Annotated in this window: 20 protein-coding genes; 14 read left to right on the top strand and 6 right to left on the bottom strand. The window is 66.9% G+C overall.

From position 1 onward, the window contains the following. Positions 1-2: 2 nt before the first annotated feature. Genes truA through accD form a run of 5 tightly spaced genes read left to right on the top strand, consistent with a single transcriptional unit; the run spans position 3 to position 4,607 of the window. Entirely contained in the window at positions 3-818 is an 816-nt protein-coding gene (truA, locus tag KAQ61_RS02110) for a tRNA pseudouridine(38-40) synthase TruA (RefSeq protein WP_210930348.1), read from the top strand. A gap of 35 nt (positions 819-853) precedes the next feature. Continuing rightward, positions 854-1,579 (top strand): phosphoribosylanthranilate isomerase, encoded by a 726-nt coding sequence (locus KAQ61_RS02105; protein ID WP_210930347.1) that lies wholly within the window; start codon positions 854-856, stop codon positions 1,577-1,579. Continuing rightward, on the top strand, positions 1,579-2,847 hold the full coding sequence (gene trpB, locus KAQ61_RS02100) for a tryptophan synthase subunit beta (protein WP_210930346.1): 1,269 nt from the start codon (positions 1,579-1,581) through the stop codon (positions 2,845-2,847). Before KAQ61_RS02105 ends, trpB begins: the two co-directional genes overlap by 1 nt. After that, on the top strand, positions 2,844-3,665 hold the full coding sequence (gene trpA / locus KAQ61_RS02095; protein ID WP_210930345.1) for a tryptophan synthase subunit alpha: 822 nt from the start codon (positions 2,844-2,846) through the stop codon (positions 3,663-3,665). The genes trpB and trpA overlap by 4 nt, the downstream gene beginning before the upstream one ends. A gap of 60 nt (positions 3,666-3,725) precedes the next feature. Beyond that, entirely contained in the window at positions 3,726-4,607 is an 882-nt protein-coding gene (gene accD, locus KAQ61_RS02090; protein ID WP_042411272.1) for an acetyl-CoA carboxylase, carboxyltransferase subunit beta, read from the top strand. Between the two features lie 87 nt (positions 4,608-4,694). Here accD and KAQ61_RS02085 read toward each other — a convergent pair whose 3' ends face one another. After that, positions 4,695-5,261 (bottom strand): YggT family protein, encoded by a 567-nt coding sequence (locus KAQ61_RS02085; RefSeq protein WP_154163765.1) that lies wholly within the window; start codon positions 5,259-5,261, stop codon positions 4,695-4,697. 127 nt (positions 5,262-5,388) lie between these two features. On the opposite strand from KAQ61_RS02085, the gene KAQ61_RS02080 reads away from it, so the two are divergent. The 3 genes from KAQ61_RS02080 (at position 5,389) to KAQ61_RS02070 (ending at position 8,613) form a co-directional block, all read left to right on the top strand. Beyond that, positions 5,389-6,009: an LON peptidase substrate-binding domain-containing protein gene (locus KAQ61_RS02080; RefSeq protein ID WP_210930344.1), complete on the top strand. Its 621-nt coding sequence runs from the start codon at positions 5,389-5,391 to the stop codon at positions 6,007-6,009. A gap of 250 nt (positions 6,010-6,259) precedes the next feature. Then, a complete protein-coding gene (gene lysS / locus KAQ61_RS02075; protein WP_045267311.1) occupies positions 6,260-7,807 on the top strand; it encodes a lysine--tRNA ligase in 1,548 nt (515 codons plus the stop codon). 182 nt (positions 7,808-7,989) lie between these two features. Beyond that, positions 7,990-8,613 (top strand): mechanosensitive ion channel family protein, encoded by a 624-nt coding sequence (locus KAQ61_RS02070; protein ID WP_045268033.1) that lies wholly within the window; start codon positions 7,990-7,992, stop codon positions 8,611-8,613. 72 nt (positions 8,614-8,685) lie between these two features. On the opposite strand, the gene ppk2 is transcribed toward KAQ61_RS02070, so the two are convergent. After that, a complete protein-coding gene (gene ppk2 / locus KAQ61_RS02065; protein ID WP_210930343.1) occupies positions 8,686-9,606 on the bottom strand; it encodes a polyphosphate kinase 2 in 921 nt (306 codons plus the stop codon). A 292-nt stretch (positions 9,607-9,898) separates the two neighbouring features. Between ppk2 and KAQ61_RS02060 the strand changes: the two genes are divergently transcribed. The 5 genes from KAQ61_RS02060 to KAQ61_RS02040 all read left to right on the top strand — a co-directional run bounded on the left by KAQ61_RS02060 (position 9,899) and on the right by KAQ61_RS02040 (position 14,887). Continuing rightward, a complete protein-coding gene (locus KAQ61_RS02060; protein ID WP_210930342.1) occupies positions 9,899-10,411 on the top strand; it encodes a rhodanese-like domain-containing protein in 513 nt (170 codons plus the stop codon). A gap of 40 nt (positions 10,412-10,451) precedes the next feature. Then, positions 10,452-11,426: a serine O-acetyltransferase EpsC gene (gene epsC / locus KAQ61_RS02055; RefSeq protein ID WP_210930341.1), complete on the top strand. Its 975-nt coding sequence runs from the start codon at positions 10,452-10,454 to the stop codon at positions 11,424-11,426. 2 nt (positions 11,427-11,428) lie between these two features. Further along, positions 11,429-11,716, top strand: coding sequence for a helix-turn-helix domain-containing protein (locus KAQ61_RS02050; protein WP_210930340.1), 288 nt, complete (start codon positions 11,429-11,431; stop codon positions 11,714-11,716). Between the two features lie 93 nt (positions 11,717-11,809). Beyond that, entirely contained in the window at positions 11,810-12,748 is a 939-nt protein-coding gene (locus KAQ61_RS02045; protein ID WP_045267315.1) for a family 2A encapsulin nanocompartment shell protein, read from the top strand. 174 nt (positions 12,749-12,922) lie between these two features. After that, the gene (locus KAQ61_RS02040) at positions 12,923-14,887 is read left to right on the top strand and encodes a family 2A encapsulin nanocompartment cargo protein cysteine desulfurase (RefSeq protein ID WP_476728543.1); all 1,965 of its coding nucleotides are present in this window, start codon (positions 12,923-12,925) and stop codon (positions 14,885-14,887) included. Positions 14,888-15,134: 247 nt separating this feature from the next. Here the strand turns inward: KAQ61_RS02040 and purT are convergent, their stop codons facing one another. Then, a complete protein-coding gene (purT, locus tag KAQ61_RS02035; protein WP_210930339.1) occupies positions 15,135-16,352 on the bottom strand; it encodes a formate-dependent phosphoribosylglycinamide formyltransferase in 1,218 nt (405 codons plus the stop codon). 303 nt (positions 16,353-16,655) lie between these two features. Between purT and KAQ61_RS02030 the strand changes: the two genes are divergently transcribed. Further along, a complete protein-coding gene (locus KAQ61_RS02030) occupies positions 16,656-18,221 on the top strand; it encodes a methyl-accepting chemotaxis protein (protein WP_210930338.1) in 1,566 nt (521 codons plus the stop codon). A gap of 42 nt (positions 18,222-18,263) precedes the next feature. On the opposite strand, the gene KAQ61_RS02025 is transcribed toward KAQ61_RS02030, so the two are convergent. The 3 genes from KAQ61_RS02025 to KAQ61_RS02015 form a co-directional block, all read right to left on the bottom strand. Then, positions 18,264-18,746, bottom strand: coding sequence for a hypothetical protein (locus tag KAQ61_RS02025; RefSeq protein ID WP_042411287.1), 483 nt, complete (start codon positions 18,744-18,746; stop codon positions 18,264-18,266). A gap of 116 nt (positions 18,747-18,862) precedes the next feature. Next, on the bottom strand, positions 18,863-20,656 hold the full coding sequence (locus tag KAQ61_RS02020; protein WP_210930337.1) for a methyl-accepting chemotaxis protein: 1,794 nt from the start codon (positions 20,654-20,656) through the stop codon (positions 18,863-18,865). A 192-nt stretch (positions 20,657-20,848) separates the two neighbouring features. Further along, positions 20,849-21,913, bottom strand: a complete 1,065-nt coding sequence (locus KAQ61_RS02015; RefSeq protein ID WP_210931663.1) for a 6-phosphofructokinase — start codon at positions 21,911-21,913, stop codon at positions 20,849-20,851. Positions 21,914-21,915: the final 2 nt, after the last annotated feature.

Below are 21,915 nucleotides of genomic sequence, written 5' to 3'. Positions count from 1 at the left end.
CCATGCGCATAGCCCTGGGCGTGAGCTACAACGGCCAGGCCTACAACGGCTGGCAAAGCCAGCCGAACGGCAACACCGTTCAAGACAAACTCGAAGCGGCCCTGGGCCGCTTTGCTACTCAGGGCGTGTCCACCTTGTGCGCCGGCCGCACCGATGCCGGGGTGCACGGGCTGATGCAGGTGGTGCACTTTGACACCGCATTGCAGCGGCCGGAAACCGCCTGGGTGCGCGGCACCAACACCTTCCTGCCCCCCGACATCGCCGTGCAGTGGGCGCGGGCCGTGCCCGACGCCTTCCACAGCCGCGCCTGTGCCACGGCGCGGCGCTACGCCTATGTACTGCTGCAGTCGCCGGTGCGCCCCAGCGTGGAAGCCGGGCGGGTGGGCTGGGTGTTCAACCCGCTGGATGGCGAGGCCATGCGCCAGGCCGCGTCCTGCCTGATTGGCGAGCATGATTTCACCTCGTTCCGCGCCTCGGCCTGCCAGGCGCTGACACCGGTCAAGACCCTGCACCGCATCGACATCACGCGCCGCACCGTGGCCTCGGCCCAGCACCGCGAGATGGAATGCTGCTACTGGCGCTTCGAGTTCGAGGGCAATGCCTTCCTGCACCACATGGTGCGCAACATCATGGGCTGCCTGGTCTACATCGGCCAGGGTTCGCACCCACCCGAATGGATGGCCCAGGTGCTGGCAGCGCGCTCGCGCGACGCCGCAGCGCCGACGTTTGCACCGCATGGTCTGTACTTCCTGGGGCCTGTGTACGATCCCCAGTGGCAACTGCCCGACCGTGTGCCCGGCTTCGACTGGCTGCCCTGAGCATCAATTCCACGCCAAATTGGCATGAGACCCTTATGGACCAAGCGCTGAACGCTCCTATTTCACGCACCCGCATCAAGGTCTGCGGCCTGACCCGCGAAGCCGATGTCGACGCGGCGGTGGCCGCCGGTGTGGACGCCCTGGGTTTTGTGCTCTACGCCCCCAGCCCACGTGCCGTGAGCCTGGCGCGCGCGGCCGAGCTGGCACGGCGCCTGCCCCCCTTCGTCACCCCGGTGCTGCTGTTCGTCAACGCCACGGCGGCCGAGATCGCCGCCGCGCTGGCCGCCATTCCCCACGCGCTGCTGCAGTTTCACGGCGACGAGAGCCCGGCCGCCTGTGCGGACGCCACGGACCAAGGGCGCCACCGCTACCTGCGGGCGGCACGCATACCCCTTGGGGATGACGCCCGGGACTTTGACCTCGTAAAATACGCCCATCAATACTCTCAGGCCCAGGCCATTCTGTTGGACGCCCATGTGGACGGCTACGGTGGTGCAGGCAAAGCATTCAATTGGTCACTCCTTCCAACAAGCGTCAACGCTCACCTCGTCTTGTCTGGTGGGCTTACGCCTGCAAACGTGACCGATGGCATCCGTCTGGTACGACCCCGCTGCCTGTCTTTGGCAGTTGATGTCAGCTCCGGCGTCGAAGCCACCCGCCCTGACGGCACGCCGCTCAAGGGTGTCAAGGATGCTGAAAAGATTCAACGCTTCGTTGCAGCCGTGCGTGCTGCCGATGCACCCATTGCCCCCCAATCCTGATGTACGAATATTCCTATCCCGATGCCCACGGTCACTTCGGCCCCTATGGCGGCAGTTTCGCCAGCGAGACGCTGACCCACGCCCTGGCCGAGCTGCGTGACGCCTATGCCAAGTACCAGCACGACCCGGCCTTCGTCGCCGAATTCCGCTCCGAGCTGGCGCACTTCGTCGGCCGTCCCTCGCCCGTCTACCACGCCGCGCGCATGTCCCAGGAGATGGGCGGCGCGCAGATCTATCTGAAGCGCGAAGACCTGAACCACACCGGCGCGCACAAGATCAACAACGTGATCGGCCAGGCCATGCTGGCCAAGCGCATGGGCAAGCCGCGCATCATCGCCGAGACCGGCGCGGGCCAGCACGGGGTGGCCACGGCCACCATCTGCGCGCGCTACGGCCTGGAGTGCGTGGTCTACATGGGTGCCGAGGACGTCAAGCGCCAAAGCCCCAACGTCTACCGCATGAAACTGCTGGGCGCCACCGTGGTGCCTGTGGAATCCGGCTCCAAGACCCTCAAGGATGCGCTGAACGAAGCCATGCGCGACTGGGTGGCCAACGTCGACAACACCTTCTACATCATCGGCACGGTGGCCGGACCGGCTCCCTACCCCGCCATGGTGCGTGATTTCCAGAGCGTGATCGGCGAAGAGTGCCTGACACAGATGCCCGAGATCTTCAAGGAACTGAAGATGGCCGGTGAGCAACCCGATGCCGTTGTCGCCTGCGTGGGCGGTGGCTCCAACGCCATGGGCATCTTCTACCCCTACATCCCGTTCGAGAACACCCAGCTGATCGGCGTGGAAGCTGCGGGCGAAGGCCTGGACACTGGCAAGCACTCGGCCTCGCTGCAAAAGGGCAGCGCGGGCGTGCTGCACGGCAACCGCACCTTCATCATGCAGGACGAGAACGGCCAGGTGCTGGAGACTCACTCCATCAGCGCCGGCCTGGACTACCCCGGCGTAGGGCCCGAACACGCCTGGCTGCAGGAGATCGGCCGTGCCCAGTACGTGGGCATCACCGACAAGGAAGCGCTGGAAGCCTTCCACTACCTGTGCCGCGTCGAAGGCATCATCCCCGCGCTGGAGTCCAGCCATGCTGTGGCCTATGCCATGAAGCTGGCCAAGACCATGAAGCCCGAACAATCCATCCTGGTCAACCTGTCAGGCCGGGGGGACAAGGACATCGGCACCGTGGCCGACCTGTCGGGCGCGGATTTTTATGACCGCCCATCGATGCGCGGTCTGACCGTCAAGGGAGGGCCCGCTGCATGAGCCCGCAACCATCCAGAATTGCTGCCACTTTCGAAAAACTGAACCAGGAAGGCCGCAAGGCCCTCATCCCCTTCGTCACGGCCGGCTACCCGTTTGCCGCCATCACGCCCTCGCTGATGCACGGCATGGTGGAAGCCGGCTCGGACATCATCGAGCTGGGCGTGCCGTTCTCGGACCCCATGGCCGATGGCCCGGTGATCCAGAAGGCCGGTGACCGTGCGATTGCCAATGGCGTGGGCCTCAAGCACGTGCTGGCCTATGTGCGCGAGTTCCGCCAGAAGAACCACACCACCCCCGTGGTGCTGATGGGCTATGCCAACCCGGTGGAGCGCTACGACCAGGTGCACGGCACGGACGCCTTCGTCAACGATGCGGCCGAAGCCGGCGTGGATGGCGTGCTGGTCGTGGACTACCCACCGGAAGAAAGCGAAGCCTTTGCCGCCAAGCTGCGCGCCAAGGGCATGGACCAGATTTTCCTGCTGGCCCCCACCAGCACCGACGAACGCATGCAGCAGGTGGCCCGCGTGGCCAGTGGCTACGTGTACTACGTCTCGCTCAAGGGGGTGACCGGCTCCAACGCGCTGGACCTGGACGCCGTGGGCGAGATGCTGCCGCGCATCAAGCAGCACGTGCACATCCCAGTCGGCGTGGGTTTTGGCATCCGTGACGGCCAGACGGCCCACGCGGTGGCCCAGATGGCCGACGCGGTCATCATCGGCAGCAAGATCATCCAGCTGCTGGAAGATCAACCCCACGAAAAGATTGTCCCGCTGACCATTGACTTTCTGCGCGGCGTGCGCAAAGCGATGGACGCATAATGCGACCCCGGGCGGCCGCCGCACCGGCCCGCTGCCCGATCGCCTTGAAGAGGAAACCGTATGTCCTGGCTCGAAAAACTTCTGCCTGCCAAAATTCAGCAAACCGAACCCAAGGATCGCCAACAGCAGATCCCCGAGGGCCTGTGGGTCAAGTGCCCCAGCTGCGAGTCGGTGCTCTACAAGACCGATCTGGAAAGCAACCAGAACGTGTGCCCCACCTGCGGCCACCACCACCGCATCGGTGCGCGTGCGCGCCTGAACCATTTTCTGGACGGCGAAGGCCGCTATGAAATCGGCCAGGAAGTGATTCCCGTCGATGCCCTGAAGTTCCAGGACAGCCGCAAGTACCCCCAACGCCTGAAGGAAGCCCTGGAAAATACGGGCGAGACCGATGCGCTGATCGTCATGGGCGGCACCGTCAAGGGCATCGAGCTGGTGGCCGCCTGCTTCGAGTTCGACTTCATGGGCGGTTCCATGGGCTCCGTGGTGGGCGAGCGTTTCGTGCGCGGCGTGGAAACCGCCATCGCACAGAAAGTGCCCTTCCTGTGCTTCACCGCCACCGGCGGCGCCCGCATGCAGGAAGGCCTGCTGTCCCTGATGCAGATGGCCAAGACCAATGCCGCGCTGACCCGCCTGGCACAAAAGGGACTGCCCTACATCTCCGTGCTGACCGACCCCACCATGGGCGGCGTGTCGGCCGGCTTCGCCTTCGTGGGTGACATCGTGATGGCCGAGCCCAAGGCGCTGATCGGCTTTGCCGGCCCCCGCGTGATCGAAACCACCGTGCGCGTGAAGCTGCCCGAGGGCTTCCAGCGCTCCGAGTTCCTCAAGGAAAAGGGTGCCGTGGACATGATCGTCGACCGCCGCGAACTGCGTGACACCGTGGCCAGCACCCTGGCCATGCTGCAGCGCCTGCCGGCCGATGCCGTGGTGCAGGACTGATCCAGCGGCTGTGTGCCCAACAAAAAGGCTCCCGGTTGGGAGCCTTTTTTCATGCCGGCACGCAGGCCGGGGCCATGGCGTGCCGCTTCAGCCACCAGTGGCCATGCTGGCCAGCACGCCGAACTGCACGTTGCCCAGCACCATCAGCAACACCTGCAGGGCGATGATGGCCACCAGGGCCGACAGGTCCACCCCGCCGATCAGGGGAATCAGCTTGCGCAGCGGCCGCAGCAAGGGCTCGCTCAGGCGGTGCAGGATGCCGGCGATCGGCGAGTGCGGCTGCACCCAGGACAGGATGGCGTAGACGATCAGGATGCCAATCAGCCCGGTCAGCACCATGCGCAACAGGCCGAACAGCGCCAGCACGGGCACCAGGCCGGGGTTGCCATTGGCGCCCAGCAGCAGCCACAGCAGCACGTACTGCACCAACATCACCAGCACCGCGGCCACCAGGCTCGACAGGTCGTACTGGCTGCGGCTAGGGATGATCTTGCGCAGCGGCATCACGATCCAGTCGGACAGTGCGAACACCAATTGCCCCACCGGGTTGTTGAATGGAATGCGCTGCGCCTGCATGTACAGGCGCAGCAAGCAGGCGCCAGCGATCAGGCCGCTGACGACCTCCAGCAGGAATTGAAGAATTTGAACAATCATGGAGATCACAAAGGTTGAAGAACTACGCGCACAACCATATCCCACATGCAGGTCCGCGCGTTGTCAGCCTACGCCCACCGGCAGGCACTGGCGGCCATCATAGCCAGCAGAATCACCGCATGCAGCCATGACCTCGCCGTTAACGCTCATTTCGCTACCGCTGTTTCCCCTGCATGCGGTGCTGTTTCCCGGCGGTCACCTGCCATTGCGGGTGTTTGAGGCCCGCTACCGCAACATGGTGCACGGCTGCCGCGAAGCCGGTGCGCCCTTCGGCGTGGTCACGCTGCTGAGCGGACAGGAAATCCACCAGCCCCACCTGCCGCCCGAAACCTTCTATGCCACCGGCACGATTGCCGCCATCGCCTCGCTGTCACCGCTGAGCACCGGACTGGAGCTGCTGCACTGCAGCGGCCGGGAGCGCTTTCACATCGCCACGGCACGCAAGCTGCCACTGGGCCTGTGGGTGGCCGACGTGGAGCTGCTGCCCGCCGACCACACCATCCCCATCCCCTCCTACCTGCGCCATACGGCCACGACCTTGCGCCTGGTGCTGCAGAAGATTCCGCAAAACCACCTGGAAGGCGCCACCGACGCCCAGTTCGCCGACTGCGGCTGGGTGGCCAACCGCTGGTGCGAACTGCTGCCCATGGAGCGCAAGCTGCAGCTGTGCCTGCTGGAGCTGGACAGCCCCCTGGTGCGCCTGGAGCTGGTGGCCGACACGCTGGAGCGCGCCGGCATCACGCCCTGAGGTCAGGCGCGCCGTACTACACAAAACCATAGCTGCTGGCGCAGATGGACAGCCCATCTTCAATACATTTGCGTGCAAAACCTATACAAATCAACCGCTTGCCGATCTTTTTCTGCAAGCACCGCGCCCCATCGCCCCCGGCCGTTCAGCGGATTCACAGAGATTCCCACGCCGGCCTGCCGATCGGGCGCAAAAAAACTAAAATCTCCGGTTTTGGCTTGTTTCCTCAGCCTTTGCGCTGCGCTCATCCATGTCTGAACAACACAACTCCCCCGAGGCAGAAGTCGCTGCCCCCCAAGACGAAAACAAACTGATTGCTGAGCGCCGCGAAAAACTGAAAGCCTTGCGCGAGTCCGTCAAGGCCCACGGTGGCGTGGCCTTCCCCAACGACTTCAAGCCCGCCGACCGTGCCCTGCCGCTGGTCGAGGCCCATGGCAGCAAGGAAGCCGAGGCGCTGGACACCGAAGCCATCACCGTCTCCGTCGGCGGCCGCATGATGCTCAAGCGCGTCATGGGCAAGGCCAGCTTTGCCACCGTACAGGACGCCACCGGCCGCATCCAGGCCTACATCACCCGCGACGCTGTGGGCGAAGAGGTCTACGCCGACTTCAAGAAGTGGGACCTGGGCGACATCATCGCCGTCGAAGGCCAGCTGATGAAGACCAAGACCGGCGAGCTGTCGATCAAGGCCACGCGCATCCGCCTGCTGACCAAGAGCCTGCGCCCCATGCCCGACAAGTTCCATGGCATGGCCGACCCCGAGCAGAAGGTGCGCCAGCGCTACGTTGACCTGATGATGAACGAAGACGCCCGCAAGCGCTTCGTGGCGCGCAGCAAGGCCGTGGCCGGCATCCGCGACTTCATGGTGCAACATGGCTTCCTGGAAGTCGAAACGCCCATGCTGCACCCCATCCCCGGTGGTGCCAACGCCAAGCCCTTCGTCACACACCACAATGCGCTGGACCAGGAGATGTACCTGCGCATTGCGCCCGAGCTGTACCTCAAGCGCCTGATCGTCGGTGGCTTTGAACGCGTGTTCGAGATCAACCGCAACTTCCGCAACGAAGGGGTGTCGGTGCGCCACAACCCCGAGTTCACCATGATGGAGTTCTACGCGGCCTACTGGAACTACCAGGACCTGATGGACTACACCGAACAGCTGGTGCGCGACGCCGCCATGAAGGCCGTGGGCACGCTGGAGTGCACCTACGGTGGCAAGCCCGTGGACCTGACCAAGCCGTTTGAGCGCCTGACCATCCCCGAAGCCATCGTCAAGTACACCGAAGCCGGTGACAACGTGACCAACCGCGACTGGCTGACCAACGCGCTGAAGAAGCTGGGCATGAACGAGGAGAAGGACAAGCTGTCCAGCCGCTCGCTGGCCAGCCTGCAGGTGCTGTACTTCGAGGAAGTGGTCGAAGAGAAGCTGTGGAACCCCACCTTCATCATGGAGCACCCCACCGAAATCTCGCCGCTGGCGCGCGCCAACGACGAGCGCCCCGAAGTGACCGAGCGCTTTGAGCTGTACATCACCGGCCGTGAATTCGGCAACGGTTTCTCCGAGCTGAACGACGCCGAAGACCAGGCCGCGCGCTTCAATGCCCAGGTGGAAGCCAAGGACGGTGGCGACGACGAAGCCATGTACTTCGACCACGACTTCGTGCGCGCCCTGGAATACGGCATGCCCCCCACCGGAGGCTGCGGCATCGGTATCGACCGCCTGCTGATGCTGCTGACCGACAGCGCCAGCATCCGCGACGTGATCCTGTTCCCCGCCCTGCGCCGCGAACAAACCTGATCCTCCGCGATCCAACCACTTCCAAAGGGACCTGCGGGTCCCTTTTGATTTCTGCCATGCCCCCAAGCGCCGGGGCATGGACCCCGCTTCGTTAGTATCGGAAGAAGAACACCGCTTTGAATTTACCGACCGTGACCCTGATCGACCGTATTTCTGGCCTGCGTACCCGCCTGCCTGCCTGGATGCAGGACTGGCTGGAAATCGCCATTCCTGTGCTGCAGATCCTGCTCATCGTGCTGGTGGCCTGGCTGCTGCACCGCCTGTTCAAGCGCGTCATCCAGCGCGCCAGCGACCACTACGAGTTCCCGAACGAGCTGCTGATGCCCATCCACACCGTGGTGCGCTGGCTGATCATTGCGGGCTCCGTGCTGCTGATCCTGGAGCGCATGGGCGTCTCGGCCAGCGTGCTGTGGTCGGCCTTCACCGGCTTTGCCACCGTGGGCGCCGTGGCCTTCTTTGCCGCCTGGAGCGTGCTGTCCAATCTGTTCTGCGCCTTCCTGATCTTCACCGTCGGCCCCTTCCGCGTGGGCGACCACATCGAGGTGCTGGACACGGCCGAGAAGCCCGGTGCCCTGGGCCGCGTGATCGACATCAACCTGCTCTACACCACGCTGGAAGATGCCACCGCGCCCATCCCCGGCACGCTGATCCAGATCCCCAACTCGCTGATCTTCCAGCGCGTGGTGCGCCGCTGGCGCATGGGCACCCCCTTGCCCGAGGACAAGCTGCACAAGCCCGCCGCGCAGGTGCCGGCCCCGGAAGCGGCAGAACCTGCCCCAGCCCCCAAGAGCGCCAGCTTCCCCTGACGCACCGGCGCCCCTGGCCCCAGCCCTGCTGCACCGCACCAGGGCTTTTTTCATGCCCCGGGGGCGTGTGGCTCAATACAGCTGGGGCACCAGCATGCTGGCGGGTACCGGATGGCGGATGTAATCCGCATGGCGCACGCGCTCCGGCAGGCTGGTTTCGGGCCGGGGCACCTCGTTGTAATCGAACTGCGTCAGCAGGTGGCGGATGCAATTGAGCCGCGCCTGCTTCTTGTGATCGGCCGGCACCACCCACCACGGCGCCTCCGGGATGTGGGTGCGCTCCAGCATCACCTCCTTGGCGCGGGTGTAGTCCTCCCAGCGGCGGCGCGACTCCAGATCCATCGGCGAAAGTTTCCACTGCTTGAGCGGATCATGGATGCGCCCCAGAAAGCGCAGGTGCTGCTCTTCGTCGGTGATGGAGAACCAGTACTTGATCACGCGGATGCCCGAGCGCACCAGCATGCGCTCGAACTCGGGCACGGAGCGGAAAAACTCCTCGTACTCGTCGTCCGAGCAAAAGCCCATCACCCGCTCCACGCCGGCGCGGTTGTACCAGCTGCGGTCGAACAGCACCATCTCGCCCGCGGCCGGCAGGTGGGCCGCATAGCGCTGGAAGTACCACTGTGTGCGTTCACGGTCGTTGGGCGCCGGCAGCGCCACCACGCGGCACACGCGCGGGTTCAGGCGCTGGGTGATGCGCTTGATCACGCCGCCCTTGCCGGCGGCATCGCGCCCCTCGAACAGGATCACGGCCTTTTGCTTGGTGGAGGCCACCCAGTCCTGCAGCTTGACCAGCTCGCCCTGCAGGCGGAACAGCTCCTTGAAATACGCCACGCGCTGGGCATGGCTTTCGGGGGCCCCCTCTGCCCTACCCGGCACGGCGCCCAGCACGCCCGTGCGGTCCTCGATCTCCAGCTCCAGCTCTTCGTCCAGGCTGTCCAGCAGGTCGCTCTCGATACGGCGCACCAGTTCTTCTCGGTTGTCCCAATTCATCAATCACCTTCGTGGTTGGCAGTTTGTGGCTTTGCCACACAGGCTACGCGCCGCCTGCGACGCTTTGATGACAACCGGGTACGCACTGCGCGCAGCGTCTGCGGGGCGCCTCCATCGCCAGGCAGCCGCAGCCCGCGCGCCACGACCGCAGGCGGCCGGCACACGGCCCGCAGCCCTTAGTCGTTTTGCGCGCAAGCACATCCATTTTTGTTCGTTGGAGCGCCCGCCACCGGCTCGCAAGATGGTGGCTATCGCCATCTTCCTGCGATGGATTGCACCGAAAGGCCACGCCATGACACACGCCACCACCGACACCCCCGCCGCAGCCGCGGCCGCCCCCCAGCAGCCCCCCGCACTGCCTGCCGTGCTGCAGCAAGCCCTGGCACAGGCCCAGGCACAAGGCCTGCCCTACGCCGGCAGCGTGACCCCGCTCCAGGCCTGGCCTCTGGTGCAGCAAGGCCAGGCCCTGCTGGTGGATGTGCGCACCGCCGAGGAACGCAAGTTCGTCGGCCAGGTCCCGGGCAGCGCCCATGTGGCCTGGGCCAGCGGCACGGCGCTGACCCGCAACCCGCGCTTTGCCCGGGAGCTGGCCGCCCTGCACGCCAAGCAGCCCCAGCTGCTGCCCGTGCTGCTGCTGTGCCGCAGCGGCAAACGCTCGGCCCTGGCGGCCCAGGAAGCGGCCAAGGCCGGCCTGGTCCATGTCTTCAACGTCAGCGAAGGCTTTGAGGGCGACCACGACGCTCTGCAGCAACGCGGCCATTTCAATGGCTGGCGCTTTTACGGCCTGCCCTGGGTGCAGGACTAGGACGAACGCCCCTCCTCCGCCCTTTCACCGGACTGCCCCCATGAGCACCTTCGACATCAGCACCATCGTTCAGCAACTGCGCCAGGTCCGCGACCATTGGCGCGAGCAGCAGAACCGCACCGACCCCGGCCACCGCGAATTTCCCGCGCGCGCCGCGATTGCCCAGGCCCTGGAGGGACTCAAAGGCGTGCTCTACCCGCTGCGCCTGGGCCCGCCCGACCTGCGCCACGCCAGCGAAGACTTCTACGTGGGCCACACGCTGGACACGGCACTGCAGGTTCTGCAGACCCAGGCCCAGATCGAGCTGCACTACCGCCACCGCAGCACGGGCGCGGCGGCCCAGGACCACTTCGCCCTGGCGCTGCAGACGGTGCAGGCCTTTGCGCAGCAGCTGCCCCGCCTGCGCCAGTTGCTGGACACCGACGTGCTGGCCGCCTTCCACGGCGACCCGGCCGCGCGCAGCGTGGACGAGGTGGTGCTGAGCTACCCCGGCGTGCTGGCCCTCATCCACCACCGCATCGCCCACGCCTTCTACCGCCTGGATCTGCCGCTGCTGGCGCGCATCGTGGCCGAGCTGGCCCATGGGCAGACAGGCATCGACATCCACCCCGGTGCGCAGATCGGTCCGGGCTGCTTCATCGACCACGGCACGGGCGTGGTGATCGGCGAGACCGCCGTCCTCGGCCAGAACGTGCGCATCTACCAGGCCGTGACCCTGGGCGCCAAGCGCTTCCCCAAGGATGCCCAGGGCCACCTGCAAAAAGGCTGGGCACGCCACCCCATCGTCGAGGACGACGTGGTGATCTACGCCGGCGCCACCATCCTGGGGCGGGTGACCATCGGCCAAGGTGCGGTCATCGGCGGCAATGTCTGGATCACCGAGGACGTGCCCGCCGGCGCCCATGTCAGCCAGGCCAGCCTGCGCCAGGCCGTGGAACACAGTGGCGGCGCCGGTGTCACCACACCGGTGGCATCTGCCATCCTCCCCACCACCACCGCCCGTGTGGCAGCCTGAACATGCCAGGGCCCCACGTGATCCAGGACTTCGGCCTGGCCGTGCGCCAGCTGCGCGAAGGGCGCGGCTGGTCGCAGGAGCAACTGGCGGCCCAGGCCGACCTGAACCGCTCCTATGTGGGCGAGGTCGAGCGCGGCCAGGTCGCCCCCTCGCTGCTCACGCTGCACAAGCTGGCCCAGGCGCTGCAAGTCAGCAGCACCACGCTGCTGGCGCATGCCGAACGCATCTGCCAGCAGCGCGACCACCAGCGCCAGCGCCTGGCGGCCAGCTTGGTGGCGATAGCCGGTTGAAGCCGCACCGCCCCCGTTGAACACTGGCGCAGAGCTTGGTGCTCCGCCTACCCCCATTTTTTCCCGCCCCGCATCCACCAGGAGCCTTTTCCCATGACAGCAACCGTCGGCGGCACCACCGCCCTGGGCGACAACGCCGCCCGCCAGCTGGCCAATGCCACCAAGACCGCACCGCAGCTAGCCAACATCACGCCCCGCTGGCTGACCCATCTGCTGCAATGGGTGCCGGTGGAGGCCGGCATCTACCGCGTCAACCAGGTCAAAAACCCGGAGGACATCCAGGTCACCTGCACCGCCAAGCAGCACGAGAACCAGCTGCCGCGCACCTATGTGGACTACGACGCCCAACCGCGCGAGTACTTCCTGAACGCGGTCTCCACCGTGCTGGATGTGCACACCCGCATCTCCGACCTGTACAGCAGCCCGCACGACCAGATCAAGGAACAGCTGCGCCTGACCATCGAGACCATCAAGGAGAACCAGGAAAGCGAGCTGATCAACAACCCCGACTACGGCCTGCTGGCCCAGGTGACGGACGAACAACGCATCTTCCCGCTGACCGGCGCGCCCACGCCAGATGACCTGGACGAGCTACTGACCAAGGTCTGGAAAGAGCCCGCCTTCTTCCTGGCCCACCCGCTGACCATTGCCGCCTTCGGCCGTGAAGCCACGCGCCGTGGCACGCCCCCGCCCACGGTCAGCCTGTTCGGCAGCCAGTTCATCACCTGGCGCGGCGTGCCGCTGATTCCGTCGGACAAGGTGCCGGTGGCCGACGGCAAGAGCAAGATCCTGCTGCTGCGCGTGGGCGACCGCCGCCAGGGCGTGGTCGGCCTGTTCCAGCCCGGCCTGCCCGGCGAACAAAGCCCAGGCCTGTCGGTGCGCTTCATGGGCATCAACAACCACGCCATCGCCAGCTACCTGATCTCGCTGTACTGCTCGCTGGCCGTGCTCACCCCCGATGCCGTGGCCGTGCTGGACGACGTGGAAATCCACAAGTACCACGACTACTCGGTGCTGGACACCTACAAGTAAGCCCCGCGCTGCGCGGGCGGTGGTTGTGCATCAAAACCGCCAACCGCGCATAGCCAGAGCGCGCAAGCAGCTCACCTTTTCATATCGCGCACCACAGGAGATGCGGTTTTGAGCACCACCCCCGCGCACGCGCCCACGCTGGCGGCCGCCCAGGCGGCCCCGCTGGCGCCCTCGCTGCCTTCGCCCCCCGCCGCACCGCTGGACACCGGGGCCCTGGCCCAGCTGGCCACGGCCCTGTTCCGCAGCCTGCCCGGCAGCGCCACGCCCCAGCCACCGTCCACGGCCGCCTTCGGCGCCCAGCCGCCCACCACCTGGGCCCCGGGCGGCTCGCCACTGGCCAGCCCGGCAGGCTTTTCCCCCAATGTGCCTGGCACGCCCATTCCCCAGGGGCAGATTCCGGGCACCAACCTGCTGCCCAGCGCCCCCGGCACCGTGCTGGCCCTGGGCCACCGCGCCGAAGCACTGCGCCCCCACGCGGTGGCCGGCAACGGCGTACCCGACCAGGCGTTTGCCGCCTTGCCCGCCTATGAGCCCCGCTTGGGCCATGCCACCGATGGCGTGCCCCAGGCCACCGCCGCCGACGCGGCCACACTGCGCCCCGCGGCGGATGGCGCGGTGCCCCAGGCCGGTTCGACCGCCGCGCCCCACGCCGGGCTGGATGCACTGAGCCAGCAGGCCGTAGCGGCCTTGGGCCGCTCTGGGCCTGCTTCCGGCACGCCCTTCGTGCCCGGCATCCCTGCGGGCCTGCTCGCGGCACCCGCCGCGCCTGCGGCCGGACTGCCTGGCAGCGGCCATGCCGCTGCCCCGCAGTTCTACTTTGTCGATGCTGTGCAGTTGCCCAGCGGTTTTGTCACCCCGGCCAAGGCCCATCCCCATGGGGAGCAAGCCAGCACACCGCAGGCCCAGGCCGACCGCCACCCCGGCTTTGACGTGCAGGCGGTGCGCCGCGACTTTCCCATCCTGCAAGAGCGCATCCACGGCAAGCCACTGGTCTGGCTGGACAACGCCGCCACCACGCACAAGCCACGCCAGGTGATCGAGCGCATTGCGCACTTCTACGCGCACGAGAATTCCAACATCCACCGCGCCGCCCACACGCTGGCGGCCCGCGCCACGGACGCCTACGAACACGCCCGGGAAGTGGTGCGCCGCTTCATCCACGCGCCCGAGGTGAACGAAGTCATCTTCGTGCGCGGCACGACCGAAGCCATCAACCTGGTGGCCAAGGCCTGGGGCGGGCAGAACGTGGGCGAAGGCGACGAAATCATCGTCAGCCACCTGGAGCACCACGCCAACATCGTGCCCTGGCAGCAACTGGCCCAGGCCAAGGGGGCCAGGCTGCGCGTGATTCCGGTCGATGACCAGGGCCAGATCCGCCTGGACGCATACGACCAGCTGCTGAACGACCGCACCAAGATCGTCGCCATCGGCCATGTGTCCAATGTGCTGGGCACCGTGGTGCCGGTCAAGGAGGTGGTGGCGCGTGCCAAGGCGCGTGGCATCACCACGCTGATCGACGGCGCGCAGTCCATCGCCCACACGCCGGTCGATGTGCAGGATCTGGGGGCGGACTTCTTTGTCTTCTCGGGCCACAAGATCTTTGCCCCCACCGGCATCGGCGCACTCTGGGGGCGCCGCGCCGTGCTGGAGGCCATGCCGCCCTGGCAGGGCGGCGGCAACATGATTGCGGACGTGACGTTTGAGAAAACCGTGTTCCAGCCGCTGCCCAACACCTTTGAAGCCGGCACCGGCAACATCGCGGACGCCGTGGGCCTGGGCGCCGCGCTGGAGTATGTGGAACGCATCGGCATCGCGGCCATCAGCCGCTACGAACACGCCCTGGTGGACTACGGCATGCAGCAGCTGGCCACCATCCCCGGGCTGCGCCTGATCGGCACCGTGCCGGGCAAGGCCAGCGTGCTGTCGTTCACGTTGGAAGGCTATACGACGGAGGAAGTCGGCAAGGCGCTGAACGCCGAAGGCATTGCCGTGCGCACTGGCCACCACTGCGCACAGCCCATCCTGCGCCGCTTTGGCGTGGAGACGGCGGTGCGCCCCTCGCTGGCCTTCTACAACACCTTCGAGGAGGTCGACCTGCTGGTGCGCGAGGTGCGCAAACTGGCGGCCCAGCGCCGCTAAAGCAGTGCACGCCCCTGTGGCGCTGCGCGCCTTCCTCTCGCGCTCGCCGTGCTGCGCACCGCGGGCAAGGGGACGACACCTTCGCTGCGGGGTGGCCCTTGCTCGGCGTCCCTGGCATGGGCCACGCCAGTTGCGCACACCGCGTGCGGTACCAAGCCGCTGTGTAGAAAGTGCTGCACAGCGGCTTGATGCTTTTTAAGCCGCTAGCCCTTATCCAGAGAGCGCCAGCAGCTATTTATTTTGCGTTTCAGGGCTTGCGCGGTTGGACCTTGCTGGCGGCCAGCTTGGCCGCCACGCGGGCCTGCTCCACGTCCGCAGCGCGCGCCAGGGCCACGCCCATGCGGCGCTTCACAAAGCTTTCGGGCTTACCGAACAGGCGCAGGTCGGTGCCAGGAATGGCCAGCGCTTCGTCCACACCGTCGAACACCAGGCCTTCGGCATCCTGGCCGCCGTAGATCACGGCGCTGGCGCCGGGGTTGCGCAGGCTGGTGTCCACCGGCAGGCCCAGAATGGCACGGGCATGCAACTCGAATTCGCTCTGCCACTGGGTGCACAGCGTCACCAGGCCGGTGTCGTGCGGGCGCGGCGAGACTTCGCTGAACCACACTTGCTCCCCCTTGACGAACAGCTCCACGCCAAACAGGCCCAGGCCTCCCAGGTTGTCGGTCACGGCCTGGGCAATCTGCTGCGACTTCGCCTGGGCCGTGGCGGACATGGGATGGGGTTGCCAGCTTTCCACATAGTCGCCCGCCTGCTGGATGTGGCCCACCGGATCGCAGAAATGCGTTGCGACCTGGCCATCCACCCCCTTGGCGCGCACGGTCAGCTGGGTGATTTCGTAGTCGAAGTCGATGAAGCCTTCAACGATCACGCGGCCCTTGGCCACGCGGCCACCGGCCATGGCGTAGTCCCAGGCTTGCTGCACATCGGCGGGGCCGTCGATCTTGCTCTGGCCCTTGCCCGAACTGCTCATCACCGGCTTGACCACGCAGGGGTAGCCGATCGCGCCCTGGCCGTCGCTGCCGTCGATGGCGGCCTGCAGCTCCTCCTGCGAATCGCAGAAGCGGTAGGGGCTGGTGGGCAGGCCCAGGGTTTCGGCCGCCAGGCGGCGTATGCCTTCGCGGTCCATGGTCAGGCGCGTGGCGCGCGCCGTGGGGATGACCGTGACCACGCCGGCGGCTTCCAGCTCTTCCAGCATGGGCGTGGCAATCGCTTCGATCTCGGGCACGACCAGATCGGGCTTTTCGGCTTCGATCAAGGCCTTGAGCTGGGTCGGATCGCTCATGGTGATGGTGCGCGCATGGTGGGCCACCTGCTGGCCGGGGGCGTGGTCATAGCGGTCGACCGCGATGGTCTCCACGCCCAGGCGTTGCAGGGCGATCAGCACTTCCTTGCCCAGCTCGCCGCTGCCCAGCAGCATGACTTTGGTGGCGTGGGGGGTGAGGGGGGTTCCGAGGGTGGTCATGGCAAGCTTCAAATCCAGAAAAAAGTGGGCATCCCGCACACCCCGGACAGCCCCCAGGGGCCCCGGCATGCGCACACTGCGCAGCATCATAAAGTTTTGCGCGCCCTCTACCCCCCAAGCGGCGTGCGTCGATCACGGCGCCCCCCCTCAGGGCCATGCAGCCGTGCGGTACCCCGCAGTGAGCCCCGCTTAACCCCTGGTCCCCCTTGGCTAAGGCGGCTGCCCGAAGATGCGGGCCTGCGCGCGCCAGGGCTGCCTACCGCTGCCCGCATGCGCCTGGTTCCGTCTGTTGCCCCCTCCCCTATGAAGCTCCGTCTCCAACTGCCGCTGGTGATTGCCAGTGCCCTGCTGCTCATGCTGTGCGCAGCCCTGTTTGGCTTGCTGCGCCAGCAACAGGCCCTGTCGCTGTACCACGACGATGTGGCCCGCCACATGGCGCACGAACGGCTGACCAGCCTGATGCTCAACGATTTCAAGCTGCAGGCCCAGGAATGGAAGAACATCCTGCTGCGCGGCCACCAGGACCAGGACCGCACCCGCTACTGGCAGGCCTTCGAAAGCCAGGAGCAGGCCATCCAGGCGCACAGCCAGCAATTGCTGGACCAGTTGCCGGCCGGCCCAGCCCGCCAGCAGGTCGAACAATTCCTGCAGGCCCACCGCCAGATGGGCCAGGCCTACCGCACCGGCCTGCAGGCCTTCATCGACAGCGGCCACGACCCGCGCGTGGGCGACGCCCAGGTCCGCGGCATCGACCGCCAGCCCGCCGCCCTGCTGGAGCAGGCCGCCCAGCAGATCGCCGCCGACAGCGCCGCCCTGTCCGAGCAGGCCCAGGCCATGGCCGAGCGGGCCCGCTGGCTCAGCCTGGGTGTGTGCCTGCTGGTGTTTGCCGTGGGGCTGGCGACCAGCGTGGGCTACAGCCGCCACATCACCCGCCCGTTGGCCCAGGCTGTGGACGTGGCCCGGGGCATTGCCGCGGGCGATCTGCGCCAACCGATCACCATCGCAGGCCACAACGAGATCACCGACCTGATGCAGGCCCTGCAGCACATGCAATCCAGCCTGTCCGAGCTGGTGCAGCAGGTGCGCGCCGACGCCGAGCAAGTGGCCACGGCCAGCCAGCAGATTGCCGGCGGCAACCACGACCTGTCACGCCGCACCGAAAGCCAGGCCAGCGCCCTGCAGCAAAGCAATGCCAGCATGGAGGCCCTGGCCGGCAACGTGCGCCACACCGCCGACAACGCCCAATCCGCGCTGGCGCTGGCGCGCCAGGCCAGCCAGGTGGCCACCGACGGCCGCGGCAGCATGTTGCAACTGGTGCAGACCATGCAGGACATCGAACACAGCAGCCAGCGCATTGCCGACATCACCAGCCTGATCCACAGCATCGCCTTCCAGACCAACATCCTGGCGCTGAATGCGGCGGTGGAAGCCGCGCGCGCCGGCGAGCAAGGCCGCGGCTTTGCCGTGGTGGCCAGCGAGGTGCGTGCCCTGTCGCAGCGCACCACGGCAGCGGCCAAGGACATCAGCACGCTGATCGCGCGCAGCGCCGAGCGCGTGACCGCCGGCGTGCAGCAGGCCGGCGCCACCGGCAGCACCATGGACAGCATCGAAGCCACCATCCACCGCGTGACCGCACTGGTGCAGGACATTGCCCAGGCCAGCCAGGCGCAGAGCACGGGCGTGCTGCAGATGGGCGGTGCCCTGTCCGACATCGACAACAGCACCCAGCACAACGCCGCTCTGGTGGAAGAGATGGCCGCCGCGGCCAGCAGCCTACACAGCCAGTCCCAGGGCCTGCTGCGCAGTGCCAGCGCGTTCCAGACCGACGCGGGCACGCCTCGCTTGGCCGTCCCGGCCCTGCAGGCCTGAAGCCCCGCCGCCCGTGCCCCCGCTGGCGGCCCGGCGGGCAGCTCAGTGCGTGGTGGCCGGCCCGGCGGCGGCGCCACCACCGTCGCGGCGCGGGATGTGGCCCAGGGCAAAGTCCATGTCTTCGGTCCACACCACGCTGTCCCACAGCCAGGGGCTGCTGGCGGTCTCCAGGCTCAGCAGTTGCACACCGGCCGCATCCTGCAGGCGGCCGCGCAGCCAGTCGATCTGGTCATCGCGCACGAACACCAACAGGCCGATGCTCCAGTCACTGCCCGTCACCTGCAGGCGCTGCAGCTGCTCCAGCAGCGGCGCATACCATTTCTCCACGCGCTGGTTCACCTTGTCCACCAGGCCCAGCGGGTAGCCGGAGGCCGAGACCTCAACCACCCAGACCTGCTTCTTGGCCGGGCGCAGCGCCACCAGGCTGGGCCGCATCCAGCCAGCCGCCACGTCGTAGTGCGCCGCGATGAAGGTGTCCCCGTTCGCAGTCATCAGCTGCATCACCGCCTCTTCGTGCCGGTCCATGGCATTCCTTTAAAAGTTTGATAGCTGTCTGCGCTGATGGAATCTGCGCCCAAGGCCTATTTTGCGCATAAAAAAAGGAGCCGCAAGGCTCCTTGACCGGTGCGCGACCGTCGGGCTCAGAAGGTTTCCCAGTCGTCGTCGTTGGGGGCCGTGGCCTTGCTGGACAGCGGCGCGGGCTTGAGCAGCTGGGGCGCTGCCGCCGGCTTGGCCGCAGCGGGGGCCTTCTTGGCCGGGGCCGGTGCCACGGCGGCAGGCGGGGTCACGGCGGGCTGGGCGCTGGCCACGCCCTGGGCGCCCCGCTGGGCCGGGGCCGCAGCGGTGCGCACAGCAGGCGCGGCCACGGTTGGCCGGGCCAGGGCCGCCACGGCCCCCTGCCCCACGTTGAACACGGCCACCACATCGGCCAGGCGCTGCGCCTGCTCGTTCATCGAGGTGGCTGCCGCGCTGGATTCCTCGACCAGGGCGGCGTTCTGCTGCGTCATCTGGTCCAGGTTGCTGACCGCCTGGTTGACCTGGCCGATGCCGTCGCGCTGCTCGGTGGCCGAGGCCGTGATCTCGCCAATCAAATCCGTCACGCGGCGCACGCTGGCCACGATCTCCTGCATGCTCTCGCCGGCCTGCGCCACCTGGGCCGAACCGGTATCCACATTGCCCACGCTGGCGGTGATCAGCTGCTTGATCTCCTTGGCCGCCTCGGCGCTGCGCTGCGCCAGGCTGCGCACTTCACCGGCCACCACGGCAAAGCCGCGGCCCTGCTCGCCGGCCCGCGCGGCTTCCACGGCGGCGTTCAGCGCCAGGATGTTGGTCTGGAAGGCGATGCCATCGATCACGCCGATGATGTCGCTGATCTTGCGGCTGGAGGCATTGATCTGCTCCATGCTGTGCACCACCTGCTGCACCACCTCGCCGCCACGCTCGGCGGCCTGCACCGCCGTGGAAGCCAATTGGTTGGCCTGGCGCGCGGTGTCAGCCGACTGGGTCACGGTGGCGGTCAGCTCCTCGATGCTGGCCGCAGTTTCCTCCAGGTTGGCGGCGGTCTGCTCGGTGCGGGCCGACAGGTCCTGGTTGCCCATGGCAATCTGGCTGGCAGCCGAAGAGACAGAATCCACACCGTTGCGCACCTCGCCCACCACGCTGCGCAGCTTCTGCGTCATGGCACTCAGGCTGCGCAGCAGCTCGCCCAGTTCGTCCTTGCGGTCGTCGTGCACGTCCTGCGTCAGATTGCCGGCCGCAATCGCATGCGACAGCGCCACGGCCCGCGCCAGCGGGGCGGTCAACTGGCGCACCAGCCAGACGGCCAGCAGCAGGCCTAACACCACCACCACGGCCAGGGCCGCCAGCCCCAGGGCATAGCTGGTCGTGCGTTCACGCTCGGCCTGCGCCAGGGTGCTAGCCAGCATCTGCTCCTGCAATTGCACCAGGGCGTTCAGGTCCGCGATGAAGCTCTCGACCGCCGGCACCAGGTCGGCACGCACCAGGCGCACCACGTCGCCGTCGTTGCGGCGCTCCAGGCCCACCTGCTCGGCCACGGTGTTGAGCTTGGCGCGCTTGTCCACGATTTGCTGGAACAGGGCCCGGCCTTCGGCACTTCGCAGGCGCGATTCGGTCGACTGCATCAGCTCGGTCATGTGGGCCGCCGCCTGGCCAAACTTGCCCTCGAAGAACTGCATGGACTCGCTGTCCTGCGCCAGGTTGCCGGCGATCAGGTAGCCCGCCGCCGTCTCCACACTGCCGCGCAGCTCCACCACCAGGCGGATGCGCTCCTCCATGGTCTGGACTTCTTCGCGCAGGTGGCTTTCCAGCTGCTTCATGCTGGCGGTCATTCCCACCCCGGCCAGCAGCATGGCCGCCATCACCAGGAGCATCAACAGCCAAATCTTCTTGGCAACGGACAAATTTTTGAACTGCATACCGACTCTGAAAAGGAAAAGCCGCGAAGCCAACGCATCGCGGCACAGGGGCTACAAACGGCAACAATTACACAGGGAATACCCGTAATCTCCAAATTTTTTTAACGTTTGCTGACATAAATCGCTGCGGATTGCATGCAACAAAAAAGCAGCCCGCGGGCTGCTTTGCTGTGCGATCGGCGCAAAAACCGCTCAATGCGCAGCTTCCCCCAGGCAAATGCCAATATCGCGCGCCATGGTCAGCAAGGGGTGTGCCAGGTCGATCCTGCGTTGCGTATTGGCAACCTGGGCGATCTCCACGCTGCCAATCTGGCCCTGCTGCAGCGTGACCATGCGGCCAAAGCGGCCCGACAGCACCAGCTGCGCGGCATGGTGGCCGAACTGCGTGGCCAGCACCCGGTCGAACGGCGTGGGATCGCCCCCGCGCTGCACGTGGCCCAGCACCGTGGTGCGGACCTCGCTGCGCAGGTGGGGCTGCAGGCGTTCGCGCAGCACATGGCCGACGCCGCCCAGGCGCACCGGGTCGGGGCTGTGGGCGATGGTCTCGCGCACCGTCAGGCTGTGGCCGCTTTCCTTGGCGCCCTCGCCGATGCAGATGATGGTGTAGCGCTGGCGCTGCTCGCGCGCCCGGCAGACGTCGACGATGGCCTGCAGGTCGTAATCGATCTCCGGCAGCAGGATGATGTCGGCCGCACCGGCCACGCCCGCCTCCAGCGCCAGCCAGCCGGCGTTGCGGCCCATGGTCTCGACGATCATCACGCGGTGGTGGCTGTTGGCCGTGCTTTCGATGCGGCGCAGCGCCTCGGTGGCCGTGGCCACCGCCGTGTCGAAGCCAAAGCTGCGCTCGCAGCTGGCAATGTCGTTGTCGATGGTCTTGGGCACGCCCACGCACTGCATGCCCACGGCATTCGCCAAGCCGTTGGCCAGGCTCATGGTGCCGTCGCCCCCGATGGCCACCACCACGTCCAGGCCCAGCGCCTGCACATTGCTTTTCACCTGGGCCAGCGTGGCCTCGCTTTTGAGCGGGTTGGCGCTGTTGCTGGTGCCCAGGATGGTGCCGCCGATGTGCAGGATGCCCGAGACCTCGTCCCAGGTCAGCGGCTTGACGCGGGGCGTGGCCCCCATCAGGCCCTCGAAACCATCGGCGATGCCGATGACCTCGCACTGGCCCTGGCTGATCAAGGATTTCGTGACCGCGCGGATCACGGCATTCAGGCCGGGGCAATCGCCGCCGCCTGTCAATACGCCCACTTTCATTG

The sequence above is a fragment of the Comamonas aquatica genome, assembly GCF_018064205.1.
Lineage (GTDB): Bacteria > Pseudomonadota > Gammaproteobacteria > Burkholderiales > Burkholderiaceae_C > Comamonas > Comamonas aquatica.
This window is presented reverse-complemented; position numbering and strand designations above follow the sequence as displayed.